This window comes from Flavobacterium filum DSM 17961 (genome assembly GCF_000425465.1).
Taxonomy (GTDB): Bacteria; Bacteroidota; Bacteroidia; order Flavobacteriales; family Flavobacteriaceae; genus Flavobacterium; species Flavobacterium filum.
Window position 1 is genome coordinate 107,422 of record NZ_AUDM01000006.1, and the last position, 18,160, is coordinate 125,581.

Consider the following 18,160-nt stretch of genomic DNA (forward strand, 5'->3'; position numbering starts at 1 on the left):
TTATTAAATTTAAACTAAAGATACTGTTTTAAGGATAATAAATCAAATACTTGATGGATTTGTTGATTTACTTCTACCTTAAACTCGTTAAAAAAAATGGCATCCAAGCCAACATTTAATGCTCCTTCTATATCAGCTTCAATGCTGTCGCCAATCATTACACTTTTTTCAACACTAGTTTTAGCACTATTGATGGCGTAATGAAAAATCATCGGATTTGGCTTTTTTACTCCTGCAGATTCAGAGTTCGTAATTGTCTTGAAATATTTTTCAAGATTGGCGTTTTTTATTTTTCCGGCTTGAACGCTCTGAAAACCATTCGTAATGATATGCAAATTATACTTTGGAAATAAATAATTTAAAATTTCCTCTGCACCATGGTAAAGATGGTTAAATTGAGGCAAATAGACAATATATTCTTGTGATAGCAAGTGAATTAATTCATCATTTACTGCTTGATTCATCAAATCAAAAACTTCCTTTAATCTTTTATACCGAAGTTCTTCTTGTGAAATTTTTTCCTCTCTGTAAAGCTTCCAATATTTTAAGTTTGTAGGAATATAAAAATGAAGAAATGCATCCAATTCCAAATTCAGTTGGTGCTTTTTGAAGATTGTTTCAAAAGCCAATGCTGAATTTTTCTCAAAATCCCACAACGTGTGATCTAAATCAAAAAAGATATCGGATTTGTGGTGGAAAGATTTCATTTGGATGGAGGGTGAAAGGTAATTGGAAATGGGTTAAAGAGTTATAAATTTATTTTCCTCCTTTAACAATTACAGCATCTTCAATATGATAAATCCAATCGTTCACATCATTATCATTGTATCTAAAATTACCTTCTAAAGTAACATATTGATCTGTTTTCAATCTTGGTGTTGAACCTCTAAATTTGATTCCCATGATGGTTTCGGGACCTGCTTTTCCACAAAAAAAACAAGAAGCAAATACGTTTTTACTTAACGCATACGAAACATTATCGATGGGAACAATAAATCCGCTCATCACAATTTTCTTTTTGTTTTTGGCTTTCAATTCTGAATTTACAATTGGAAACATTACTCCGTCAGGATAATCTTTATCCGGTTTTTTAACGTATTTAATAATTCCGAGTAGTCGCCAAGTCAACGTATCAGGTGATGAAAGAAATAATTCTTCTTTTTCAAGCTTAACTTCACTAAAAATTGAGGGAACAAATCCTGCTTTTTGAATAGTTGTAACATTTTCGGAATCCATTTTTGAAAAAGGATATTTCACTTCTAATGAAGCGTCCAACAGTATAAAAACACCAAATAGTAGAATGAAAAAAATATAAATTTTACGCATTTGCTAAAGTTTTTGAAATATTTAATCGATACGCTTTTACTGCCGGAATGACAGCGGCTAAAATCCCAACAAAGATAGTAACCAAAAACAGAATTCCTTCTTTTTCCCAGATTATTGTCATTGGATTGAATGCCATTTTGAATTGTTCATCTGTTGTGCTAGAAATCATAACCAAAGCCAATCTGCCAAAAAGCGTACCAAAGATAAAGCCTACAATGCAAAGTAATAAACTTTCAATCAATACCAACCCTAACATTTGAATTCGCGATGCTCCCGAAACCCTCAACAAGGCAAACTCATATTTTCTTTCTTTCAATCGATTATATAAGGCAATGAAAATGCTTATACCTGAAATCAACATAATTCCGTAGGCTAAATATTGTAATGCTTGCAAACCAATTCCGAATAATGAAAATAATCTGTTGATTTCTAATGCAGGCATAGCCGCTTGCATTTTTGTGTTTTGAGCAATCATTCTTGGCCAAGAAATAATGCCCATCTTATTTTTAAATTTAATTAAAACTGCGGTAATCTCCTTTGCTTCTTCATGGTCATGGTTGTGTTCATCGCCATCTTCATGTATATGTCCCTCTTCACCATGTGGAGGATTTTCTGTAACTTCATGGTCATGATCGTGATTACAATTTTCATCGTGAACGTGTTCTTCATGGTCGTGTTCATCACCGTCAACATGAACATGACCTTCTTCACCATGTGGGGGATTTTCATCAGAAGATCGAACTTCTTCACCATGATCATGTCCGTGGTTTGCATGCATCGCCCAAACACTTTCAATTGTGCACAAAACCAAATTATCAATTACTTTGCCTGTTGGCGAAGCAATTCCGACAACCACATACGCATATTCTTCATGGACGTGACCTTCTTCTGCTGAACCGTGTGTTCCAAAAAATTTATCTCCAATTTTAATGTTTAATTTTTTGGCAATTTCACTTCCGATAACCACTTCAAAATTCTTTTCAAACACTTTTCCTTGAGAAATGGTTGCCGCATATTTTTTAATATAGTCTGGAGTGGTTCCGACAATTTTGAATCCGCGATAATTATCACCAAAAGCCAAGGGAATAGCAGTTTCAACAAAAGGATGTTTCATCCAAACTTCCGCTTCTTTGTAATCAATGTTTCCGGTAGGATCATCAACGTGATAAACAGATGAAAGTATCAATTGTAACGGACTACCTTGAGCTCCCAAAACCAAATCTACTCCGTCAATATTACTTGAAAACTGCTTTTCAAATTGCTCTTGCAATAAAATCAATAATGAAATTATCGCAACCGATGCGGTTAATAATACCAAACTCAACACCGTATTCAATGGCTTAAACCAAAGATTTTTCCAAGCTAATTTTGCTATCATTTAGTTTAAGTTTAATTGGTTAGGAAATTTATTTTTTAATCGTTGGTCATGCGTCACAATTATCAACGAAGCTTTATATTCTTTGGACAGCTTAGCCAATAAATCTGCCACTTTAAATGCATTTTCGTCATCTAAACTTGAGGTTGGCTCATCGGCTAAAAGTAGTTTTGGCTCATTTATCAGAGCTCTGGCAATGGAAACACGTTGTTGCTGTCCAACACTTAAATTGGAAGGCAATTTATACATCTGGTTTTCTAAATCCAATTGTTTTAAAAGTGATTTTGCTTTGTCAGTTGCTTTTTTTCCTGTTGCTAACCACGAGGCCAAAACAACATTTTCTAGCACATTTAAAGAAGCCACAAAATGCGATTGTTGCAAAACTAATCCAATGTTTTTTCCGCGAAAGTGATCTAATTCTTTTTCGGATAAAGAGGAAATAGTGGTATCTTGTATGGAAATTGAACCCGATTTAGGTCGTAATAATCCACCCAGAAGGTGTAATAAAGTAGTTTTTCCTTTTCCGGAATTTCCGGTGATTAATAACGCTTCTGAAACATTATTTTTGATATTTGGAAATGAAAAAACCGTATTTGAATTATATGAAAAAGAGAGGCTTTCTGTTTGAATCATTTTTACTTGATTTTTAGAGGTCTAAGGTATGTAATTTAAAAAAAATGAAATGTTAATCAATTCAAAAAAATCAGTTTCCTTTTCGCATTCTTTTAGGTCCATACCACAACCAAAAACCGGTTATAACAAAAAGTAATAATGCCATACTTAAAATTGAAGTGTAAATCAATTTAAAAAAACCCGATTCAAATCCTAAATAATAATCAATGATTGAACCGTCATGAATTTTTTCAATGATATCAGACCTTCGTAAATCAATTTGCAGTAAACTTCCGGTTGCACCATCAAGCTGTACTTCATAAAAATTAGATTTAAAAGTAAATTTAACTATTCCTTTTTCTGGTCGAATATCAATTCTATCAATTTGTGAAGGTTTCGATTCCTTTAAGAAAAGTGCAATTTCTTTTTGAGCAATTTGTTGCAAACTGTCCAACGCTATAAAATCAACTAATTTCGTTGAAGAACCCGTTTGCGTTTTTGGGAGTATTAATCCGCCACTATGTTTCTTGATGCCTAACAAAAAACCTGTTATGGCAATTATAAAATAGAATACAAACAAAAAAATTCCGGTTGTACGATGAATTTTTCTGAATATTCGAATTATTTTGGCTTGTTGAACTCTTTTTGAAGCTGTCATTTTATAATTTTCCATCTTCAGCAAAACTGTAATAACCCAATTCACAAACAATCATATGATCTACTAATAAAATATCCAATTGCTTTGCTGCAATTTTAATTTTATTGGTAATTTCCAAATCTGCATCGCTTGGGTATAATTTTCCAGAAGGATGATTATGGCACAAAATAAAGGAAAGTGCATGATATTCTAATGCGATTTTTAAAATAATTCGAACATCAACTACTGTTCCTGTGATTCCTCCTTTACTAATTTGTGCTTTATGAACTACTTGATTGGAATTATTAAGATAAATAACCCAAAATTCCTCATGAGGTAAATCACCTAATAAAGGATGCATCAATTCAAAGACAGTTTTGGTGGTTATAATTTTTGGCAATTCAACAACTGATTCTTCTTTTTTTCGTTTGGCTAATTCTAAAGCTGCAATAATACTGATGGCTTTTGCTGGACCAATTCCATTGAAACTACACAATTGTTGAAAGGATAATTTACTTAATGAATATAAACTATTGTCAGTAGTTTTTAGGATTCTTTTACTTAATCCAACAGCAGATTCATTTCGTGTTCCGGAACCTAAAATAATGGCTAATAATTCAGCGTCGCTAAGGGAAGATTTTCCTTTAAGTAGTAATTTTTCTCTGGGTTTGTCGTCTTCAGCCCAGTATTTAATGGGGAAAGGTGTTTGATTTTCCATCTGTTTGGCAAATAATAATTAAAAAATGTGCTTATAGTGTAACAAAAATACTATTTTTATAACTAATTTAAAAATCATAAAACAGAAATAATGAAAAAAATCAACCTTTTATTCAGCACAATGCTTTTTGCATTCATAAGTTTATCTGCACAAGCTCAAACAGCAGACCAAATTATTGATAACTATTTCAAAAACACAGGTGGATTTGAAAAATACAGAGCGTTAAACGGCACAAAAATGGAAATGACCGTAAATGCTCAAGGAATGGAAATTCCTGTAGAAATGGTTCAACTGAAAGGTGGAAAAATGTACCTTAAAATCAATTTCCAAGGTCAAGAAATTACTCAAATGGCTTTTGATGGAAATACAGCTTGGTCAACCAATTTTATGACTATGAAAGCTGAAAAAATGGAATCAGAAATGGTTGAAAACATTAAACAAGAGGCTGTTGATTATCCAGACCCATTATTAGACTATAAGTCAAAAGGATATTCAGTTGAATATTTAGGTAAGGAAACCAAAGAAGGTACAGAATGCTATAAACTTAAATTAACCAAAAAACCTCAAATGATTGACGGTCAAAAGGTGGACAATGTAGTTTTCTATTATTTTGATATTGAAAATAATGTTCCTATTATGACAGAAACAGAAATCAAACAAGGACCCGCAAAAGGTCAAATGTCTGTTTCAACCATGAGTGATTATCAAGAAGTGGACGGAATGTATTTCCCTTTTTCTATGAATCAAGGAGGTCAACCTTTGAAAATCAAAAAAATTGTTTTAAATCCTACTGTGGATGAAAAATCATTTATGTTTAAAGAATAATTAAAATCAATCATCATGAAATCCCCATCGTTTTGGGGATTTTTTAAATCATTTTTGTATGAAAAAAATAAATACGTCATTACTCATTTTGGGGTTTTGTTCCCTTTTTACAGCTCAAGCTCAAGATGAAATTGTTTTGAAAGGAAAAGAATTGTATGGTGATTTATCAGCCAGACAAATTGGACCGGCCATCATGAGCGGAAGGATTTCTGATATTGCAAATCATCCAACAAATAATAAAATTCTATACATTGGTGCTGCCGGTGGTGGAGTTTGGAAAAGTGCCGATGGAGGAGCTTCATTTTCTCCAATTTTTGACAAACATATACAATCTATTGGTTGTGTGACAATTGATCCAAATAATCCTGATAATGTAATTTGGGTAGGAACAGGTGAACCTTGGACCAGAAATAGTGTTTCAATAGGAAACGGAATTTATAAATCGGTTGATGGTGGTTTAAACTGGACCAACATGGGTTTACCAAAATCTGACCGAATTACTTCGATTGTGGTTGATCCAAGAAATAGTGATGTAGTTTGGGTTGGTGTTTTAGGAGCACTTTGGGGTGACAGTGAAGAAAGAGGAATTTACAAAACCACTGATGGTGGTAAAACTTGGGCTAAACAATTGTATGTTGATGCAAAATCGGGTTGTGCTGATTTAGTCATAGATCCTAAAAATCCCGATACGATGTATGCCAGTTTTTGGGAATTCAGAAGAACGGCCTGGTCTTTTAATTCAGGTGGAAATAATTCCGCTTTATTCAAGACAACCGATGGAGGTAAAACTTGGAATAAAATTCACAATGGATTTCCAAAGGGTCAGTTAGGTCGAATCGCCATTGCCGCTGCTCCTTCAAAACCGGAAATACTTTATGCTGTTTTAGAAACAGAAGAAGCTAAAGATAAAGGATTATACCGTTCTGAAGATGGTGGTAGTTCATGGAAACATTTAAATAGTGATTTCGAATTGGTAGTAAGGCCTTTCTATTTTTCAAGAATTACGGTTGACCCGAGAAATCATGATATTGTTTATAAAGCCGGTTTACGAGGTTCTATCAGTAGAGATGGTGGAAAATCTTTTAAGTCATTAGGAAGTATGCATGCTGATATACATGATATTACGGTTGATTTATTTGACAGTAACAGAATTTATGTAGCAACTGATGGTGGTTTATACCGCAGCTGGGATTCCGGAAACACTTTAGATATTGTAAAAAATCTTCCGCTTTCTCAATACTACCATTTAAGTTTGGATAATGAAGAACCCTATAATATTTATGGTGGATTGCAAGATAACGGTTCTTGGTATGGCCCAAGTAAAAGTGATGGTGGTATTGAAGCTAGAGATTGGCACAGTGTAGGATACGGAGATGGTTTCCGTGTTTTGAAACATCCAACCAAAAAAATCATTTACAGTGAAATGCAAGGTGCCGAAAACATTTGGCGATACAATTTGGAAACAAAAGAATTAAAAACAATTCAACCTTTAGCTGAAAAAGGTGACCCAAAATTGCGTTTTAATTGGAATACGCCTATTGTAACCGGACATCATAATCCGGATAGAATTTATGCAGGTAGTCAATTTGTGCATGTTTCCGATGACATGGGATTAACTTGGCGAAAAATTTCGGGAGATTTAACTACAAATGATCCTAACAAAACCAATACTGAAAAATCCGGTGGTTTATCAGTGGATAATTCAGGAGCAGAAAATCATTGTACTATTTTTACCATTGCAGAATCAACTTTGAATAAAGATGTAATTTGGGCAGGTACAGATGACGGTAATGTTCAAATCACCAGAGATGGCGGAAAAACGTGGACAAATGTAACGGTGAATGTAAAAGGTTTACCTAAAAACACTTGGTGTTACCATATAGAAGCAAGTGTCTTTAATGAAGGTACTGCATATGCTGTTTTTGATGGTCATTCTAAAAATGATTACGCCGCTTATGTTTATAAAACAAGTGATTTTGGAAAGACTTGGACATCCATTTCTACTGCTGATATTGATAGTTTTGCCAGAAATATTCAAGAAGATTATAAAAATCCAAATTTATTGTTTTTAGGAACAGAAACAGGACTTTTCATTACGGTTGATGGTGGAAAAAACTGGTCAAAATTTGAAAATAATATGCCGGCAGTTGCTGTACATTATATTGATTTACATCCAAAAACAAATGATTTGGTTTTAGCTACTCACGGAAGAGGAATCATTATTTTAGATGATATCAGTCCTTTAAGACAAATTAATCCGGAAGTTCTCAAAAAAGAGGTCCACTTTTTTATCTCAAAACCATTTGTAATGAGTGAAAAATCAAGTTTTGGCGGTACTGCATCCGAACTTGAATTTGTTGGACCAAATCCAAATGAATCTGCTCAATTCATTTATTATTTGAAAAAAAGACACACTTTTGGAAAAATGGAAATGGAAGTACAAGATTTACAAGGAAATAAAATTGTATCCTTAATTCCTGGCAAACAAAAAGGGATTAATATTGTAACTTGGAGTTTCAATACCAAGAATCCTAAAATTGCCGCTGCAAAAACATTAAGTTTCGGCGGATTTACATCTCCAAGAGTACAAGCCGGTAAATATAAAGTAGTTTTAACGAAAGGAAGTGAACGATTCGAACAAGAATTTGAGGTAATTTATGACCCGAAAAGTGTCATTTCATCGGAAGACAGAAAACAACAAGCAAAAATCACCCAAGAACTTTTTGATCGAAATGAAACATTAGCCTTCATGGTATATGAGCTTGATGAATTGATTGCTTTGAATGCTAAAATCATCGAGAAAAATCCTAAAGCTCAAAAAACAAACGGTAAAATCGATTCTGAATTTAATTCGCTAAAAAACACAATGGTGGTAACTACCGGAGATATGTATGTTGGTGCAGCAGAACCGCAGTTAAGAGAAAAATTAAGTACCATTTATGCAACTATTGCTTCACAGTTTGACGCTCCTTCGCCTTCACAAAAAGCAAATATTGAAAACGTGATGGATTTATACAAAACGGCTCAAACCGGTTTTGAAGCGTTAAAAGTGAAATATAAAAACAAATTGATTGAGCAAGCTACTCAACAAGGTATTCCTTTTGCTTTGAAAACAAAAGAAGAATTCTTGAAAGAACAATAATTAAATTGTTCCTTTACTATCAAAGCCCCGAAAGGGGCTTTTTTTATACTATTTAAAAAGCTTTTACGTTTTCAAATTAAAAAAGATGAAAACGACATTCCTATTTATTTGTCTCTTTTTAAGTAGTTCATTTTTGCATGAGACGTTTCAACTAAAACTTTCAAAAGCGGCTATTGAATTAACCAAAGACAAAGTAACCTATGATCCATCTTATGTAAGTATAAAATATCCAAATGGTGATGTACCAAAAGACAAAGGCGTTTGCACGGATGTCGTAATTCGAGCTTATCGAAAATTAGGAATCGATTTGCAAAAAGAAGTACATGAAGATTTGAAAGCCAATTTCTCCAACTATCCAAACTTAAAAAAATGGGGGTTAAAAAAACCGGATACAAATATCGACCATCGTAGAGTTCCAAATCTTGAAGTTTTTTTTGAACGAAAAGGAGAAAAATTAGCGGTCACTCAAAACCCATCAGACTACAAAACAGGCGATTTAGTAACTTGGATGATTAACAATAAATTGCCACATATTGGAATTGTGACACACAAAAAATCTGCCGATGGCAAACGCAATTTGATTGTTCACAATGTGGGTGGCGGACAAGTTTTGGAAGATTGTTTGTTTAGTTGGAAGATTGTGGGGCATTTTCGTTACGGAGGTTAATGTGGCAATGTGCCAATTAGTCAATGTGTCAATTAATTCAGCAAATTAATCCATCATTGACTAATTGACACATTGGCTAATTGTCTAATTGACTAATTGCTTCACCTCTTCAAAATCTAAACCACCATAATTCCCAGAACTCATTAATAATAAAGCAGAATTATCCAAATTAGCTGAAAATAAAAAGTCTTTAAACTCAGTTGGATTGGTATAAATAATCAAATCATTTCGTTTGAAAGATTGTGCGATTTGGTCGTAAGTCACTTCTTCTAACTGCTTTATTTTGACTGCATCGGGTGAATAAAAAACCACCGCAACATCGGCAGCATCCAAAGCTCCTTCATATTCTTTTAGAAATTCAGCATTCAAACTACTATACGTGTGCAACTCTAAACAAGCTACTAATTTTCTATCGGGATATTGATTTTTAACGGCTTTTGTGGTAGCTGAAACTTTACTGGGCGAATGAGCAAAATCTTTATAGGCTACTTTTCCTTTCCCATCTGCAATCTTTTCTAATCGTTTAGAGGCTCCTTTAAAACTGGCAATGGCTTCGTAAAAATCGGCTTCATCGACACCCATATTTTGGCAAATCCATTTGGCCCCAGCAAGATTGTTTAGATTATGAGCCCCAAATACTTCAATGGGCATGGGTCCTTCTGGAGTATCAAGATAGGTTGTACCATTTTCTACAGAATAATTGGGTGTTTGATAAGGCAATCTTCGTATAGTGTTGGTCGTTTCTTCGGCTACTTTTTTTACCGTTTCATCTTCTTCATTATAAACTAATATTCCTCCTTTGGTAATTTGATTGACAAATATTTCAAATTGTTCAACGTAATTTTCAAATGTCGGAAACACGTTTATATGATCCCAAGCGATACCTGAAAGCAAAGCAATATTGGGTTGATACAAATGAAATTTGGGTCGTCTATCAATTGGAGAGGATAAATATTCATCGCCTTCTAAAACGATAAAATCATTTTTCTCGGTAAGATGGACCATCGTATCAAAACCTTCCAACTGTGCTCCTACCATATAATCGACTTCAATATTGTGATAATGCATGACGTGCAAAATCATCGAAGTAATGGTCGTTTTCCCATGTGAACCACCTATTACCACACGGGTTTTATTTTTGGATTGTTCGTATAAAAATTCCGGATAGGAATAAATTTTTAACCCCAATTCTTTCGCTTTTAACAATTCAGGATTATCGGCTTTGGCATGCATCCCGAGAATAATTGATTCAATATCGGATGTGATTTTTTCAGGGAACCATCCCATCTCATCCGGCAACAATCCGAATTTTGATAAACGTGATTTGGAAGGTTCAAAAATAGCATCGTCACTTCCGGTAACGTGGTATCCTTTATGATGCAAGGCAAGTGCTAAATTGTGCATGGCGGCTCCGCCTATGGCGATAAAGTGGGTTCTCATTTTTATGGTAATGGGTTATTGGTAATGGGTAATTGGTCGCTTAACAACAAAATTATTTACTTTCAAACTTCTTTCTTAATTCTTCGGCTTTTTGAGGTTGTTTCATTTTGTTTTTATACAAGTTGAATAACCTTTGAAAGGTTGTTTTAGAGTTGCCAATTTCATGGGCTTTTTTAAAATTTACTTCCGCTTTTGTATATCGTTTAAAGTATTCATCAATATGACCTTTGGCTAAAAAACCATCTACTTTAGACAAATTCATCAATTCATCGGCATACTTTTGGGCTTTCGTTTCGCTACCACCCACAATTCCGGGTAATTCAATATACAACATCACGAGTGCCCAACGAGAATCGATGTGTTTTTCATCTAATTTAGCCGCAGTTAAAAAAGATTGTTCAATTTCGTCAATCATTCCTAGTGCCTTGAATTTATTAGATTCTTTGGCTTTCATTCCTAACGCACCGCCATATTTATAGAGATAATTGGCATTTTTTGGAAATTGTATTTTTATCTTTTTGTAATACAGAATCGCATCATCCCAATTTTTTTCTTTTCCTGAAATATCGCCTAAATATTCTAACGTCTTAGTATGATTTGGATTTGATTTTAAATAATTTTCAAACAACACTTTAGCTTCCAAAAATTTTTCTTTTTGGAATAATTGTTCTGCTTTTTCAAAATCATTGTGCTCTATTAAAAACACAGAAATAAATGAATATAAAATGAATATAATGTTCATGGCAAAATAAATTCAAAAATAAAGATTTGTTTGTGATTTTGAGAAAATTTAAGTTTTATTTAAAAAAATGTAGTATATTGTTGACTAAAAGGTTGTTAAACTGATTTGCTAACTTTACAGAACGTTATATGAAAAACTTCTTTAAAAAGATATTCCTGATTGTAATCATTTTTTTTACTTTAAATTCATATACTCAAAAATATGATGAAAAATGGAAAAAAGTTATTGAATTTGAGTCAGATGATCAAATAAAATCTGCTTTTAAAGAGGTAAATGATATTTATTTAAAGTCAAAAAAAAACAAAAATGAAACGGAATTAATTAAAACTTTTTTTTATCGAGCAAAATATATTCAACGTTTAGAAGAAGATGCTTTTTATAAAATAATTGAAGAAATAGAAAAAGACAGAAAAAATGTATCCAATACAAGTAAAACTATTTTAGATTATATTTATTGTATAGCGTTAACCCGATATGCTGAAAAAATTAGTTACGGAAGAAAACCAAATTTTAATTCCAAAAATAATTTTAACCATCCAATCATAAAATGGAATTCAGAAGAAGTTTTAATAGAAAGAAATAAAATTATTGAGGATTTTATTAAAAATAAAACCTTTCTAAAGAAAACACCACTTGATGTATTTGAAAAAATATTAGATTTTGAAAGAAAAAGTTATTTAGAGAATAAAAATCTACATGAGTTTTTGTCTGAAAAATATATTGAACTATTATCTAAAGACAATGATAACTATTTATATAGCAACACCTTTAAATTATTTGCCAATAAAAACGATTATAACATTAACTTTTTCAACTCTACGAATTTTAATGAAATAGAAAATCCTAATTTGTTACTACTTTTAAAATTGTACCAATTATTAGAAAATGAATATCCTAATCATAAAAGTTACACCGTAAAGCGAATAATATTTATTGAAAAAAAATTAAATTATTTAGACCCAAATTATTTAAGCAAACTTGATTCCATTCAAACATCTTCCAAAGATCCTGAACTTATTCAACAAATTTTGTTAGAAAAAGCCGATTACTATCATGAAAGAGCTTCAAAAAATTCAGAAATAAATTTTAATGAAATAGCACTTGAAAAGCTAGACAGCGTAATAAATTTGAAAAAAAACAACTATTATTATAACAAAGCAATTGAATATAAAAACACTATTACAAATAAACATCTTGCTTTTGAACATAAATCACTCCTTTATAGTAATGAAAACACGCGTGTTAAAGTAAATTACAAGAACATTGACAGTCTTCAAATAAAAATTTACAGAGCCCCTTTAGATTTGAGTTTTAAAAATAGGGATGTTGAATATACTGACGATTTAGTTTTAGATTATTGTAAAGACAAAGAATTAATAGCTCAAAAAAAATATACTTTAAAACAAGGCAAAAAACATTTTTTGTATTCCACTGAAATCGTTCTACCTCAATTAGAAACCGGTCATTATATCATTGTTTTCTCAGCCAATAAAAATGATTCAGAAAACAAAACAGTTATTAATCATAGCTTTATTACAGTTAGTAATCTTGCAATTATAACAGAAAACCATAATTTGTATGATAATTATCAAATTGTAAATAGAAAAACTGGTGAGCCACTAAAATCGATTCAAATCACAATAGATTCAACTCAATATCAATCAGATAAATTTGGTATTGTGAAAATAATTAAAAGCAAATCGAGCAAAAAATCTTACATCAATACCAAAATAATGGCAATTAATGAAAAAGACACCTTAATTCAGTTTGCTAATCGTCATAATAACTTTCAACATACAAGTCAAGATAAAAATAAGAAAACTGTTATTGTTAATTTTTTCTCTGATAGAGAAATTTATAGACCTGGACAAAAGATGTTTGTTAAAGGAATAGCAATAAAAAAAGAAATCAATGGAGATTCAATTGTACCAAACCAAACATTTTTAATTGAAATTGAAGATTCAAATACAACGATTAAAGAATTTGAAATTAAGACAAACGATTATGGTTCATTTGATTTTGAGTTTGAAATACCAAAAAATAGCTTGACCGGAACTTTTTATATTAATGTAGAAGAACCGGAAAAACTAAATGCGGAGGAATCTCTTTTTTTTGAAAATTACGATTTAAAAAATTCGAGTTTATCCTTTCAAGTTGAGGAGTATAAGAAGCCTACTTTTCAAATTAAAATTAACCCCGTAACGGAAAACTATTCATTAGAAGATAACATTACTATCAAAGGAAATGCATCAATGTTTTCCGGAGCTCCACTAACTAATGCAACTGTTTCCTACTCAATTTACCGATTTAGTAGTTATCATAACCAATTTAACAGAAAAAACGAAACTGAATTATTATCTAAAAATATAGAAACTGATGAAGAGGGAAACTTTAACATTTCATTTCATGCAACCATAGATGAAACAATTAAAAAAGAATTTCTTCCAATTTATAATTATGTAATTCAAATCAAGGTAACGGATATTAATGGAGAAACTCAAACAACCAAAACAAGTATTAAACTTGCCCATCATTCTCTAATATTAGATGCATCACTAAATGAAATTGTAAATACAAGTAAAAAAAACAATTTAAAATTAAGTAGCACCAATCTAAATTATGAAGATACTCCATGTAAAGGTAAAATTGATTTTTATTTGATTGAAGAATTCAGCAATAAATTTAAATCAGCTAATTATTTCCCTGAAATACCTTTAATTTCCAATGAAGAATTTGAACAACTTTTTCCTTATGAAAAAATAAATACAAATTCAGAAAACGAAGCTCAACTTCTCTATTCACAGACAGTTGATACTAAAATCAATAAAGAGATTGATTTAGATTTTTTAAAGAATTTAAAACCGGGAAACTATAAACTTCATTTTTATTGTACCGATAAAAATGGGTATCACATCGAAAAAACAAAAAACTTTAAAGTCATTCATGGAGAAAATCAAATTCAAAATAAACTTTTTACCTATAAAATTATAAATGAAGACTCCATGTTAATAGATAATTTTATCGAAGTAGAATTATATAGTGTTGTGGCTGAACTCTATTTTACCTTTCAAGTAGAATCTACAAATTCAATTATTAGTGAACATCATGAAAAAATAAACAATTATCAAAAAAAAATACGTATACCTCTTAATTACACCAAAGAAAAAAAACTTGCATTAAGAATGGACACCTATTTTGAAAGTAGTTTATTTTCTGAAAATTCGATTTTTGATTTTCAATTAAAAAATCAATTTTTGACTGTAGATGTTGGGACAATGAATTATAAATTTGAACCAAGTACGAAGGAAAAATGGAGTTTTACAATTAAAGATTCAAATAATTCTGCGATAGCAGAAGTATTGGCTACAATGTATGACCAATCATTAGACCAATTTATTAATAGTCAATGGAGTTACAGTAATTTTTATGATAGATTTTCCTATTTTAATCCAAATAAAAGAAATGCAATAGATGTAGAAAATCAATATGTAAATTTCGAATCTATTGCAACAAAACTTCCATATTTAAAATTGAAAAATAACTCTATTGATTTATTTTGGTTTGGTCTTACCTTCGAAATGTATAAAAATTATCTTTCTAATAGCTTTTACAACAAGAAAAAAGCAACATCTTCTAGACCAAAAAACACATTTCTTATATCAGGACAAGTTTTTGATATTTCAGGAATGCCACTTCCGGGAGCAACAATAAGAATCAAAAATAGTTCCCGTGAAACATCAACCGATTTTGACGGTTATTTTGAAATTGAGGGTTTAGTAAACGAAATAATTGAGATAAGTTTTGTTGGTTATAAAGATGCTGAATATAAAATTTTCACTTCTAATAATAAAAATGTTATTAAAATTGTATTAGAGGACGACAACAGCCTTTATGAAGTTACCGTAGCAAGTCAAGGAATAAAAAGAGAAAAAAAAGCTTTAGGATATGCTGTTTCAATGGTTACTGATGACGAAATAAATGAGAAATCTTATTCAAAAATAACTCAAGAACTTAAAGGAAAAGCACCAGGAGTAAATATTCAAGAAAAAATTAATTCAACTGAATCTGAAACAAAAAAAATTATAAGAGGATACTCTACTTTTGGCAAAGAAAATATTACTCTTTTTGTTGTAGATGGGGTGCTATATGATTTAAATTCCATTGAAAAAGTAGTAGAAATAATTTCTGAAAATGTTTTAAGTATAGAGGTTAAAAAAGATCCGGAAGTAATAAAAAAATATGGAAATGATGCAAAAAACGGAGTTGTTTTCATTACAACTAAAAAAAGCATAGCGGAATTAACTCAAGTTAAAACAAGGAAAAAATTCAATGAAACTGCCTTTTTTTATCCCAATCTTAGAACTGATAAAAATGGAAACATCTCATTTGAATTCGAAGCCCCAGAATCACTTTCGCAATGGAAATTTAGACTATTAGCTCATACAAAAGAGGCAAAACTTGGATATTTAGAAAAGATGGTGGTTACTCAAAAGGAATTTATGATTTCCACCAATTTACCTCGTTTTTTTAGAGAAAAAGATACTATCACCATTTCAACTAAAATTATTAATCTTACCAATGATCAAAAAGAAGGGTTAACTCAATTACAATTATATGATGCAGAATCAATGCAATTAATTGAAAATAGTACAATACAATCAAAATCGCTAAAAGAATTTTCAGTTAATCCTAAAAGTAGCACTAAAGTCGATTGGACAATTATCATCCCGAAAAATAGTAAAAGCATTCATTATAAAATTGTTGCAAAATCAGGTAATTTTTCAGATGGCGAAGAAAACATATTACCTGTTTTGACCAATAATCTTCTTGTAACAGAATCAATTCCAATTTGGGTAAAAGGTAATTCAAAAAAAGAATTTGTTTTAGAAAATTTAAAAAACAATACGTCAAATACTTTACAAAATCATCAATTAACATTAGAATATTGTACAAATCCAACGTGGTTGGCTATTCAAAGTTTACCGTATTTGATGGAATATCCTTTTGAATGTTCAGAACAAACTTTTTCAAGATTTTTCTCTAATTGTGTAGCAACAGAAATAATGAATCAAAACCCTAACATTAAACAGGTTTTTGATAAATGGAAAAACACAACTCAAAATACATCGAAATTAAATCAAAATGAAGAGTTAAAATCAATTTTAATTCACGAATCACCTTGGCTAAGAGATGCGGAAAATGAAGAAATAAAAAAGAAAAATCTGGCTACGCTTTTTGAATTAGAAAAATTGAGCAGTGAAATTACTGAAACGCTCGATAAAATAATTAAAAAACAAAATAAAGATGGAAGTTTTTCATGGTTTGAAGGAGGTCCCGAAAATTTCTACATTACTCGTTATCTTGTTTCAGGTTTTGGACAGTTAAAAAAGATTATCCCAACTTTAGACAATAAAACAGATAATGTAACAAAAAAAGCCATAATATACATGGATAAAAAAATAATGGAAGAGTATAAACAAAAGATAAAATCAAAAACAGATTGGTTTCCAATAAAAAATGATGAACTACATTATTTATATGCTAGAAGTTTCTATTTAAAAGATATTGAACTTTCGGATAGTTTAAAAATAATAACAGATACTTATTTGAAAGAATTAAAATCAAATTGGATAGAAAAAACATTATTTGAAAAAGGTCTATCTGCATTAGTCTTAAATAGATTTGGCGAAAAAACAACGGCAAAAAAAATAATAAATTCGCTTAAAGAAACTTCATCAACAAATGAGGATTGGGGTATGTATTGGATTGAGAATACATCCAGTTGGGAATGGCATAAATCACCTATTGAAACTCAATCTCTTCTTATTGAAGCTTTTCATGAAATTGAGAATGATGAAAAATCTATCAATGAAATGAAAACATGGCTGATAAAAAACAAACAAATTAATCACTGGTCAACAACCAAATCAACTACTCAAGCTATTTACGCTCTTTTATTACAAGGAAACACAAATTGGATATCAATTCGAAATAACACAAAAATTAAGATAGGTTCTGAAAAAATCTTGACAAAAAAAATTTCAGAATCTGAAATGGAATCTGAAACGGGTTATATAAAATTGAATTTTGGTAAAGATGAAATTAATTCCAATTTCTATGTTATTTCAATTGATAATAAATCCATAACACCCGGAATTGGTGGGATATATTGGCAATATTTTGAAGAATTGGAAAAAATCAAAGATGGACAAAATAATCCATTAAACGTAATAAAAGAAATGTATGTAAAAAAAGGTCAGACTTTAGAGAAAATAACAAATACTACTTCATTAAAAGTCGGTGATATTATTACTATTAAATTATTTATAAATGCTGATGAAAATATGGAGTTTGTGCATTTAAAAGACATGAGAACTTCTGCTTTTGAGCCAATTGATGTGCTCTCTGGCTATAGCTGGGAAAATAGTTTAGAATATTATAAATCAACTAAAGATGCTTCAACAAATTTCTTTTTTGACATTATACCAAAAGGACGTTATGAATTAGAATACGATGTCAAAATAAACAATAAAGGTAACGTTTCTTCAGGAATTACAACAATACAAAGTATGTATGCTCCTGAATTTAGCAATCATACAAAAGGGAATAGAATAAGTGTAGATTAAAAAAAAATCTGCTCCATGACTGAAGCAGATTTTTTATAGAATTAATAACA

At 30.9% G+C, this 18,160-nt stretch carries 12 protein-coding genes; 4 read left to right on the forward strand and 8 right to left on the reverse strand.

Annotated elements, in window-relative coordinates:
- Nucleotides 1–14: 14 nt before the first annotated feature.
- From H601_RS0104125 to radC, 6 genes are all read right to left on the reverse strand, one after another.
- Complete coding sequence (locus H601_RS0104125; RefSeq protein ID WP_026710325.1) at nucleotides 15–707, reverse strand: YjjG family noncanonical pyrimidine nucleotidase; 693 nt, start codon at nucleotides 705–707, stop codon at nucleotides 15–17.
- A gap of 49 nt (nucleotides 708–756) precedes the next feature.
- Nucleotides 757–1,326, reverse strand: a complete 570-nt coding sequence (locus tag H601_RS0104130; protein ID WP_245571610.1) for a hypothetical protein — start codon at nucleotides 1,324–1,326, stop codon at nucleotides 757–759.
- Complete coding sequence (locus H601_RS16775; RefSeq protein WP_026710327.1) at nucleotides 1,319–2,704, reverse strand: ABC transporter permease; 1,386 nt, start codon at nucleotides 2,702–2,704, stop codon at nucleotides 1,319–1,321. The genes H601_RS0104130 and H601_RS16775 overlap by 8 nt, the downstream gene beginning before the upstream one ends.
- Nucleotides 2,705–3,334: an ABC transporter ATP-binding protein gene (locus H601_RS0104140; RefSeq protein WP_026710328.1), complete on the reverse strand. Its 630-nt coding sequence runs from the start codon at nucleotides 3,332–3,334 to the stop codon at nucleotides 2,705–2,707. It lies immediately after the preceding gene.
- Between the two features lie 70 nt (nucleotides 3,335–3,404).
- A complete protein-coding gene (locus tag H601_RS0104145) occupies nucleotides 3,405–3,986 on the reverse strand; it encodes a PepSY-associated TM helix domain-containing protein (RefSeq protein WP_245571611.1) in 582 nt (193 codons plus the stop codon).
- On the reverse strand, nucleotides 3,973–4,668 hold the full coding sequence (gene radC, locus H601_RS0104150; protein ID WP_026710330.1) for a RadC family protein: 696 nt from the start codon (nucleotides 4,666–4,668) through the stop codon (nucleotides 3,973–3,975). Before radC ends, H601_RS0104145 begins: the two co-directional genes overlap by 14 nt.
- Nucleotides 4,669–4,758: 90 nt before the next feature.
- Between radC and H601_RS0104155 the strand changes: the two genes are divergently transcribed.
- The 3 genes from H601_RS0104155 to H601_RS0104165 all read left to right on the forward strand — a co-directional run bounded on the left by H601_RS0104155 (nucleotide 4,759) and on the right by H601_RS0104165 (nucleotide 9,302).
- Nucleotides 4,759–5,493 (forward strand): hypothetical protein, encoded by a 735-nt coding sequence (locus H601_RS0104155; protein WP_026710331.1) that lies wholly within the window; start codon nucleotides 4,759–4,761, stop codon nucleotides 5,491–5,493.
- A 58-nt stretch (nucleotides 5,494–5,551) separates the two neighbouring features.
- Nucleotides 5,552–8,635, forward strand: coding sequence for a WD40/YVTN/BNR-like repeat-containing protein (locus tag H601_RS0104160; RefSeq protein WP_026710332.1), 3,084 nt, complete (start codon nucleotides 5,552–5,554; stop codon nucleotides 8,633–8,635).
- An 85-nt stretch (nucleotides 8,636–8,720) separates the two neighbouring features.
- Complete coding sequence (locus tag H601_RS0104165) at nucleotides 8,721–9,302, forward strand: DUF1287 domain-containing protein (protein ID WP_026710333.1); 582 nt, start codon at nucleotides 8,721–8,723, stop codon at nucleotides 9,300–9,302.
- Nucleotides 9,303–9,386: 84 nt separating this feature from the next.
- Here H601_RS0104165 and H601_RS0104170 read toward each other — a convergent pair whose 3' ends face one another.
- Both H601_RS0104170 and H601_RS0104175 read right to left on the reverse strand, forming a co-directional pair.
- The gene (locus tag H601_RS0104170; RefSeq protein WP_026710334.1) at nucleotides 9,387–10,742 is read right to left on the reverse strand and encodes a UDP-N-acetylmuramate--L-alanine ligase; all 1,356 of its coding nucleotides are present in this window, start codon (nucleotides 10,740–10,742) and stop codon (nucleotides 9,387–9,389) included.
- Nucleotides 10,743–10,794: 52 nt separating this feature from the next.
- Nucleotides 10,795–11,484 carry a tetratricopeptide repeat protein gene (locus H601_RS0104175; protein ID WP_026710335.1) on the reverse strand — a complete coding sequence of 230 codons (690 nt, stop codon included), beginning with the start codon at nucleotides 11,482–11,484 and terminating at the stop codon, nucleotides 10,795–10,797.
- A gap of 128 nt (nucleotides 11,485–11,612) precedes the next feature.
- On the opposite strand from H601_RS0104175, the gene H601_RS16035 reads away from it, so the two are divergent.
- On the forward strand, nucleotides 11,613–18,110 hold the full coding sequence (locus H601_RS16035; RefSeq protein WP_026710336.1) for an alpha-2-macroglobulin family protein: 6,498 nt from the start codon (nucleotides 11,613–11,615) through the stop codon (nucleotides 18,108–18,110).
- Nucleotides 18,111–18,160 lie beyond the last annotated feature (50 nt).

Bases quoted from the DNA above. Each gene is read 5' to 3' on its own strand.
- H601_RS0104125 (WP_026710325.1), bottom strand. From the start codon at position 707: ATGAAATCTTTCCACCACAAATCCGATATCTTTTTTGATTTAGATCAC.
- H601_RS0104130 (WP_245571610.1), bottom strand. From the start codon at position 1,326: ATGCGTAAAATTTATATTTTTTTCATTCTACTATTTGGTGTTTTTATA.
- H601_RS16775 (WP_026710327.1), bottom strand. From the start codon at position 2,704: ATGATAGCAAAATTAGCTTGGAAAAATCTTTGGTTTAAGCCATTGAAT.
- H601_RS0104140 (WP_026710328.1), bottom strand. From the start codon at position 3,334: ATGATTCAAACAGAAAGCCTCTCTTTTTCATATAATTCAAATACGGTT.
- H601_RS0104145 (WP_245571611.1), bottom strand. From the start codon at position 3,986: ATGGAAAATTATAAAATGACAGCTTCAAAAAGAGTTCAACAAGCCAAA.
- radC (WP_026710330.1), bottom strand. From the start codon at position 4,668: ATGGAAAATCAAACACCTTTCCCCATTAAATACTGGGCTGAAGACGAC.
- H601_RS0104155 (WP_026710331.1), top strand. From the start codon at position 4,759: ATGAAAAAAATCAACCTTTTATTCAGCACAATGCTTTTTGCATTCATA.
- H601_RS0104160 (WP_026710332.1), top strand. From the start codon at position 5,552: ATGAAAAAAATAAATACGTCATTACTCATTTTGGGGTTTTGTTCCCTT.
- H601_RS0104165 (WP_026710333.1), top strand. From the start codon at position 8,721: ATGAAAACGACATTCCTATTTATTTGTCTCTTTTTAAGTAGTTCATTT.
- H601_RS0104170 (WP_026710334.1), bottom strand. From the start codon at position 10,742: ATGAGAACCCACTTTATCGCCATAGGCGGAGCCGCCATGCACAATTTA.
- H601_RS0104175 (WP_026710335.1), bottom strand. From the start codon at position 11,484: ATGAACATTATATTCATTTTATATTCATTTATTTCTGTGTTTTTAATA.
- H601_RS16035 (WP_026710336.1), top strand. From the start codon at position 11,613: ATGAAAAACTTCTTTAAAAAGATATTCCTGATTGTAATCATTTTTTTT.